Below are 6,355 nucleotides of genomic sequence, written 5' to 3' on the forward strand. Positions count from 1 at the left end.
ACGCGCCGCGACAATCAACATCGAAAAGCGCTTGCGCGCGTCAATCAACACAGCGAATATCGGCGTCGCCGCGACACCGGATTCTCATCCTGATTGTCGCGCGCCCCTCACCCAGATTGTCGCGCTACAATGAAGGCCGCCTATGACGAGATCATGGGCGCCGGCATCAAGCGCCAGCACGAACCGCCGCGCATCGTGGGCGACCTCCTCGCCGCCGAAATCTCCGAAAAGCACGCGCGCTCGATCAAATATCAGCTGACCATCGCCAAATTGCCGCTCGCCAAGGACCTCGACGAGTTCGTCTTCGCGGGAACGCCAATCAATGAAAGGCTGGTGCGCGATCTCGCAACCGGTCGCTTCATCGACTTGCAACGCAACACCGTGCTCATTGGCGGAACCGGCACGGGCAAGACGCATCTATCGATTGCCATCGCCCGCGCTTGCGTGCGCGCCGGCAAGCGCGGACGCTTCTACACCACTGTCGATCTGGTCAATAAACTCGAAGCGGAAACGCGCGCCGGAAGACCCGGGCGGCTTGCCGATTATCTGACCCGCCTCGACTTCATCGTCCTCGACGAACTCGGCTATCTGCCCTTCGCCCAGTCTGGCGGCCAGTTGCTGTTCCACCTGATCAGCCGCCTTTACGAGCGCACCTCGATCATCGTCACCACCAACCTCGGCTTCGGCGAATGGCCGAGCGTATTCGGCGACGCCAAGATGACGACGGCGCTCCTCGACCGGCTCACGCACCATTGCGACATCGTCGAGACCGGCAATGAAAGTTGGCGGCTGAAGAACCGCGTCTGACCCAAAGACCCATCATTCACGCCACCGCGCGCGCCCCGGCTGCGCAACCCCGGCCAGCTACGCCGGGGCGCGCGCTACGTTGTCGCACTGTACAAAGGGGTCATCCTTGGACGCCGATCTGGGGTCAAAATTGAACGCCGATTGACACTCAACGACGTGGAACATTTCCACGCCCCTGACGACACGCCATCTGGAAGGCGGCAGGACGTTGAGCGCATAATCGAAATCGGCCTCGGTCTCTTCCACGGGTTCCGTGATGAGTGAATTGACGTAGGCGTTCGTCATCGCGTCGAGTTCGTCGTCGTCGACGATGCGAACGGGAAAGCCGCGCTCGGCCGCATATTGGTCGGGCGTGAGGCCGTTCGTGTAGGCGACGGTTCCGTTTTCGAGAACGCAGCTCTGGATGTTGCCGACGAAAGGCATGTCGGTTCTGACGATGTATTGCATCGATGCGGTCCTTCAGCGTGTGGGGATCTGGGGGTGCGTCAAGGCTGCGACCCAGGCCTGCGTTTCATTATTGCGGCAGGGGGCGCGTCTCGAACTGCATTGGGTTTTTGGACGAGGCCATTTCCAGGTCTTCGTTACGAATTGGCGCCCTTGCGGCGATCAGAGCGGTTCGAAACCGAAACTGGCGACAATGTGCGCTTTTCCAGCTTCGTCGATGGCGATATCGCCGACGGACATCGATGTGTGGCTCAGGCCCTTCGATTCGATGAGCTGGCGCGCTTCGCCGTTGGGAGACCAGACGTCGCCCTGCATCCGGTGATAGACCTCTTGGAGCGTCCAATCGGCGCGGTTATGACTGGCCTTGATTGCGATTGATGTCAGGAAGACGTGGGTCGCATCGAGGTTGGTTGGATCAGGCTTCTCTCCGCAAATGCCTTCGCGGAACCATTCCGGGCGCATGTACCAAATCTGAAAGTTCATCGGCTTATCCTCGCTTTTGCTTCGATCTGAGTTTTTCCCAACTCATTTTCAGAAAGCGGGCGGCCGCCGACGCGCCGCGCAAGGGCGCGAAGCGCCGGGCTTGACCCTTGCGCGGCACGACGGCTGCTGCCAGTTGTTTTGATTGTCTTTTTGGATTTCGTGTTGTCGCCGGCGTTATTGCAAAACGGGCGTTGTCAGCTCAAAAGCTGTTGACGAGCCAGTCGGCGGGATCGCGGCTCGGGCTGTCGTACCAGGCGGCAAATTGAGCCCCCGCTTCGTCCAGGTCTAGATCAAGCCGCAGGCGCCGCTGACTTTCGACATTATCGACAAATGGAGCAAACGGTCGCTCGGCGGCTGCGTCCATCACTCGGCCCATCCGGGGGGACGCAATTACGATACGTTTCCGGTCAATTCCTACGAGGCGGAGGCGCACCGTCTTGCCCGCTTCCAGGATCACGGCCAACGCCGGGCGCGATCCATCTGCGACGAGGCGACCGGCGAATTTCCGACCACGCTGGATCTGCGGCGCCCGATGGGGGTGTGAGGGATTGACGCGGCAGGCGTCGCCTGGGCGGCTTGCGCCGTGTCCGGCGGCCGTCGCAGCCCTGTCCACCGCAAGCCAATGGCGTCGGGGCCCGGTCGAAGGTCAGAGGGCTTTGGCTTGGCCGGACGGGCATCGGCCCAGCGCTGCGAAAATGTAGCGCATCTTCATGTTTCGTGGCGCGTGAAAATACGCTAAGTCTCGGTTTCAGAACAGTTATTTTCCACGATGTCTGCGATTGCTCGGGAATTTCGATCTTGACAAAAATCGCCATTTAGAGTAAGAGAAAGATAATAAGTTCCAAGTTCAAGCTTGTATATCGTAATGGCGACCCTTATTTCGGCTATTGATGATGATTTCATCCCCCGAATAAAGTAGTTACGATATTTCTTGAATTTTGATCAAGAAGACAATCTCTGCTCGCTTTCGTCGGGAGGTTATTGAACAGGAGCGAATTATGAAATTCGCCATCGTAATCTCGTGTTCGACTGGCGACCCCACCAAAGACAACGGTCGGAAACCCGTAGCATGTTCGTTCAAGACGTTCCGCGCCTTGGCGAGGCTCCAGCCCCCCTATACCGCCGACCGCCTGGTTCGACTCGCCCGGGCGGTCGAGGAAACGATCCGAAGCGGTAACCCCGAGCGCTATCGTCGGGCGCGGTGGCTTGAGGAAGCCGTTGCCCCGATCGCCCGGGCGAGGCCCAAACATGCGGCGTCTCAACAATTGCAGCTTTGTCTTACGCAACTTTTGAGCCAATCCTTCCATTCAATCGATTGGCGCCGGCCCCTGATCCGCGAACTAAACCTTCCTTCCGATAAGGCGCGGGGTCGGCGGACAAGGAGAGGAAGCTGAAGCGATCTCGCACGAAACGCGCACAAACAAAAGACCGGAACTTTTACCATGTTTAGCAGCCGATGACTTCGCCTGTTCAGCGTGTGCAAGCGTTTTCATTTCGCGATCTCCTCAACACCAGCGGCAGACATAAGCCGCCGCCTCATTCAGGTTGTGGAACGGCAGGTCGGTGATCGTCAGGCCGTCCCGGATTTTTTGGCCTCGCCACTTGTATTGGCTCAAAGTTTCCATGCGCTCGAAGGAGGCAATCTGTTTTTCGGCCTTGTCAAACACCCATAGCTTGGTCATTTCGACGCTCTCATGGCGGCATCTCTCAACGATGTACGACGTCACGCTCAAATAAGAGCGCATGTCGTCAAGGTCACGTTCCATTTCGTTTTGGGTCATTGCATTTAACCTTCTATTTTGACTTCCTGACTGGAGAAATACTCGCCACTGGCATCGCCGACGTGTTCGAAATATTCGTCGGCCATCGCCTCGGGATCGGCCGGCTTTGCCTTGCCAATCTCTCGTTCGAACCATTCGTCGGCGATCTCGCGCCGCCATTTCGTGACGCACTCCGGAGAGGCGAAAGCGCGCATGTCGCTGCCGTGCTTGTGCTCGTAGACCGCCACATGAACCGTCTCTTGGGTCACGGATTTTTCGGGTTTCGCCCCCGCGCGCTCGGCCGCCTCCATCTTGAGGACGTATTCGAGCCGCGCCGCGAGGTCATAGGAGGAGGCGCGGTCTTGTCGGTCGACCGCGAAGCCGCAAGTATTGTCTCCTGCGAGGAAGCAAAAGTGTGGAGCGCTGGTCAGCGCCAAGTGAGCGCAGATCCCATGAGGGCGCAGCGGCGGCCGGCGCGCTATCCTCTTAGCCGCAACAGCAGCGGGGTTGACATCTCATGGGATCTGGCCGGCAGCGTATCGACGCCAGGGACTTTCAGCGTCGCGTCCGCCCCCAAAGGGATTCCGACATCATAGTCCACGCCTGCAACGGACCAAGCCGGATGGGCAACATACACGCCGTCGCTGGGCTGGGTGCCGCTCGGCGCACCGATGCTTTGCGCAGCATAGCCGGTGAAAAAGCTGGGTATTTTGATGCGATAGACCCAGTTGCCATCTATCGTTGTCGGAGACGACGACGGGCCGAAAGCGTGTCCGCCGCCGCCTATCTGTCCCGGTCCGCCAGGATTGTAGGTCCGCACCGCCGCCAAACGTTGCACTTCGACCGCCGATGCCTTGGGGGAAAGGGCAAAGAGGGCGGCGGCAAAGAGGGCGGCGGTGCGGAAGGCAGTCATGACAGGGCGCTTCGCAAGGCTTTGGAGAGCCACGACAAAGGCCCGTCCACGTTGGCGGCCGGCGGGCGGCGGGCGGGGTTCTGATTGGTGAAAATGACCGGCTGGCGGAGCTTCGGCGGTGGCGCAAGCGGGGCGTAATACTCGCCTTCGGGGTTCGCGAAAATATACGAGCTTTTCATGATGACTTTTCCTCTTTCAGAGACGCGCGATTTTATCCTAATTCGGCCTGATCGCAATGGAGCAAGTCGCTGTTTCGTAAGGATCGGAGGGCGTAAGCCGCGGCCTCATTAAGGTTGCGGAACGGAAGGTTCGTGACCGGGCCTCCGCGATAGAATTTCTGGCCCTGCCATTTCCACTCGCTCCCCGAAACGTGCCGGGAAAACGACGCGATCTGCGTCCCGTCCTTGTCGAAGACCCAAAGCGAGGTCATCTCGACCGTCGGGTGATCGCACCTTTTCACGGTGCAGGACGTCACACTCAAATAGGAGCGCATGTCCTCAAGGTCCGCGTCCATTTCCGCGGCGGCCATGGGTTTCGGCAGTGTGCACATCGGGGTTCTCCTCATGGTTCTTCGCCATAGGTGTAGGTGTCGAGTTCGCCGGCCTCGTGCTCGTGCTCGGCCTCGGCGACAGCTTGGTCGAATGGTTCGCGCGTGTCGAAAAACCCGACTTGCAATCCGTCGTCGCCATAGGTTGCGACCCAGCCGAACCAGGGTTTTGGAGCCGGCGCCGCGCCTTTCGTGAGCTCAAAGGCTTCCGCGATCAGGTCGGCGAGATCGCGGGCCTTTTCGTAGGTCTCGTCGTTGCTCATGTTTTCGAGGTCCGGCGTCGTCATTTTGCCGACGCGATCGACGAAGGCGCGTAACGGTTCCGGCGTCGCCAATACTGGCGCAGCCGGCGAACTCTCGATTGTTTCCGGAACCACGCTCAGGACATAATCGACTCGGGCGCCGAGGTCGTATGACTTGACGTTTCCGAGTTTGTTGGTCGGCAATTGGAGCGGATTGTCGCTCGGGTCGTAGGCGAAATATTTCCCCGAATTGAGCGCGACGGAGCAGGCTTCCAATGTCCGGCGCAGGGCATTGAAATTGCGTTTTTCGTCTTCGGTCATCGCTCAATCCTCCGCGCTTGAAACAGCGCCGACGTGTCCATTTCCCGTCATCGCCGGCGACAGCGAAATTTCCGGCAGATCAGGATCGTCGAGGTCCCGATTGGACACGTGATCGCCTGAAAACTCGAAGACATGATTGGCGAATTCGCGGGCCACGCGCCGCGCCGCGGTCTTGTTTGGCGCTCTGACGTAGACCGTTGCGTACAGCCGCATGTCGGCTCGATAAAGCCTGGTCATTTTCGTTCTCCGGTTGTGTTGGGTCGCGCGTGAATTCGACGCTGTCGATCAAAATATTCCAAGCAATATTCACGAGTGGGTGTAGCCGTCTTTCTCAATTCCAAGCCACATCCCGCACCAGAAAATCATGATGCAATCGTAGCCAACCTGGACAGCTTTTCTCGCCGTCCGATAATTCGGCCATGTGGGAATACGAGACGCTTCTTCCGCGCGATCGGCGTCGCGCGTAACAAGTCGCGCGAGCGCAATCTGTTGGGGTTTTGTTATCTTGGGCATCTGAAATGAACTCCTGCGTTCGGAGCGGCCGTAGACGCTCGAAAAAGGGGATCGTCTCTTGCGATAATTGAGACGGGTTGGATCAAGCGGCGATGGTGGAGGCATTCGCCGGGGAGTCGTCGGCGCCGGCCGCGGTGTCTTCGTCCTCGTTCGAACGGCTGTCGGCGTGGAATGTCAGGATGTAATCGGCGATGCGCTGGGCGTCGGCCGCCGCGCGGAAAAGCTCGCGTTTGTCGCTCTTCAAAACCTCGATCCAGGACTGGATGTAGCTCGTGTGGTTGGGAACGTCGGTCGGCAGGCCGAGGGCGTCGCCAACGAACATGCT

The 6,355-nt window shown here is 59.1% G+C and carries 12 protein-coding genes and 1 pseudogene; 2 read left to right on the plus strand and 11 right to left on the minus strand.

Annotated features, from left to right (window positions below):
* The first annotated feature begins 129 nt into the window (after nucleotides 1-129).
* Nucleotides 130-807, plus strand: a complete 678-nt coding sequence (gene istB / locus QZY01_RS03445; RefSeq protein WP_294533380.1) for an IS21-like element helper ATPase IstB — start codon at nucleotides 130-132, stop codon at nucleotides 805-807.
* 57 nt (nucleotides 808-864) lie between these two features.
* Here istB and QZY01_RS03450 read toward each other — a convergent pair whose 3' ends face one another.
* The 3 genes from QZY01_RS03450 to QZY01_RS03460 form a co-directional block, all read right to left on the minus strand.
* Entirely contained in the window at nucleotides 865-1,254 is a 390-nt protein-coding gene (locus tag QZY01_RS03450) for a hypothetical protein (RefSeq protein ID WP_294533381.1), read from the minus strand.
* A gap of 159 nt (nucleotides 1,255-1,413) precedes the next feature.
* The gene (locus QZY01_RS03455) at nucleotides 1,414-1,734 is read right to left on the minus strand and encodes a hypothetical protein (RefSeq protein WP_294533384.1); all 321 of its coding nucleotides are present in this window, start codon (nucleotides 1,732-1,734) and stop codon (nucleotides 1,414-1,416) included.
* A gap of 199 nt (nucleotides 1,735-1,933) precedes the next feature.
* Nucleotides 1,934-2,098, minus strand: a complete 165-nt coding sequence (locus tag QZY01_RS03460; RefSeq protein WP_294533386.1) for a hypothetical protein — start codon at nucleotides 2,096-2,098, stop codon at nucleotides 1,934-1,936.
* On the opposite strand from QZY01_RS03460, the pseudogene QZY01_RS03465 reads away from it, so the two are divergent.
* Nucleotides 2,036-2,278: pseudogene (locus tag QZY01_RS03465) on the plus strand (transglutaminase family protein); the annotation flags it as partial. The gene QZY01_RS03460 and the pseudogene QZY01_RS03465 overlap by 63 nt on opposite strands.
* 961 nt (nucleotides 2,279-3,239) lie before the next feature.
* On the opposite strand, the gene QZY01_RS03470 reads toward QZY01_RS03465, so the two are convergent.
* From QZY01_RS03470 to QZY01_RS03505, 8 genes are all read right to left on the minus strand, one after another.
* Nucleotides 3,240-3,515, minus strand: coding sequence for a hypothetical protein (locus tag QZY01_RS03470; RefSeq protein WP_294533389.1), 276 nt, complete (start codon nucleotides 3,513-3,515; stop codon nucleotides 3,240-3,242).
* Between the two features lie 5 nt (nucleotides 3,516-3,520).
* Nucleotides 3,521-3,931, minus strand: coding sequence for a hypothetical protein (locus QZY01_RS03475; RefSeq protein ID WP_294533391.1), 411 nt, complete (start codon nucleotides 3,929-3,931; stop codon nucleotides 3,521-3,523).
* A 41-nt stretch (nucleotides 3,932-3,972) separates the two neighbouring features.
* On the minus strand, nucleotides 3,973-4,407 hold the full coding sequence (locus tag QZY01_RS03480; protein ID WP_294533394.1) for a hypothetical protein: 435 nt from the start codon (nucleotides 4,405-4,407) through the stop codon (nucleotides 3,973-3,975).
* A 211-nt stretch (nucleotides 4,408-4,618) separates the two neighbouring features.
* Nucleotides 4,619-4,957, minus strand: a complete 339-nt coding sequence (locus tag QZY01_RS03485) for a hypothetical protein (protein ID WP_294533397.1) — start codon at nucleotides 4,955-4,957, stop codon at nucleotides 4,619-4,621.
* Between the two features lie 11 nt (nucleotides 4,958-4,968).
* Complete coding sequence (locus QZY01_RS03490) at nucleotides 4,969-5,517, minus strand: hypothetical protein (protein ID WP_294533401.1); 549 nt, start codon at nucleotides 5,515-5,517, stop codon at nucleotides 4,969-4,971.
* Nucleotides 5,518-5,520: 3 nt separating this feature from the next.
* Nucleotides 5,521-5,754, minus strand: coding sequence for a hypothetical protein (locus tag QZY01_RS03495; RefSeq protein WP_294533403.1), 234 nt, complete (start codon nucleotides 5,752-5,754; stop codon nucleotides 5,521-5,523).
* 69 nt (nucleotides 5,755-5,823) lie between these two features.
* Complete coding sequence (locus QZY01_RS03500) at nucleotides 5,824-6,030, minus strand: hypothetical protein (RefSeq protein WP_294533405.1); 207 nt, start codon at nucleotides 6,028-6,030, stop codon at nucleotides 5,824-5,826.
* A gap of 82 nt (nucleotides 6,031-6,112) precedes the next feature.
* The coding region (locus QZY01_RS03505; RefSeq protein ID WP_294533408.1) for a zincin-like metallopeptidase domain-containing protein at nucleotides 6,113-6,355 on the minus strand (243 nt) is incomplete at its 5' end.

Source organism: uncultured Rhodoblastus sp. (assembly GCF_903903185.1).
Classification (GTDB): Bacteria; Pseudomonadota; Alphaproteobacteria; order Rhizobiales; family Beijerinckiaceae; genus Rhodoblastus.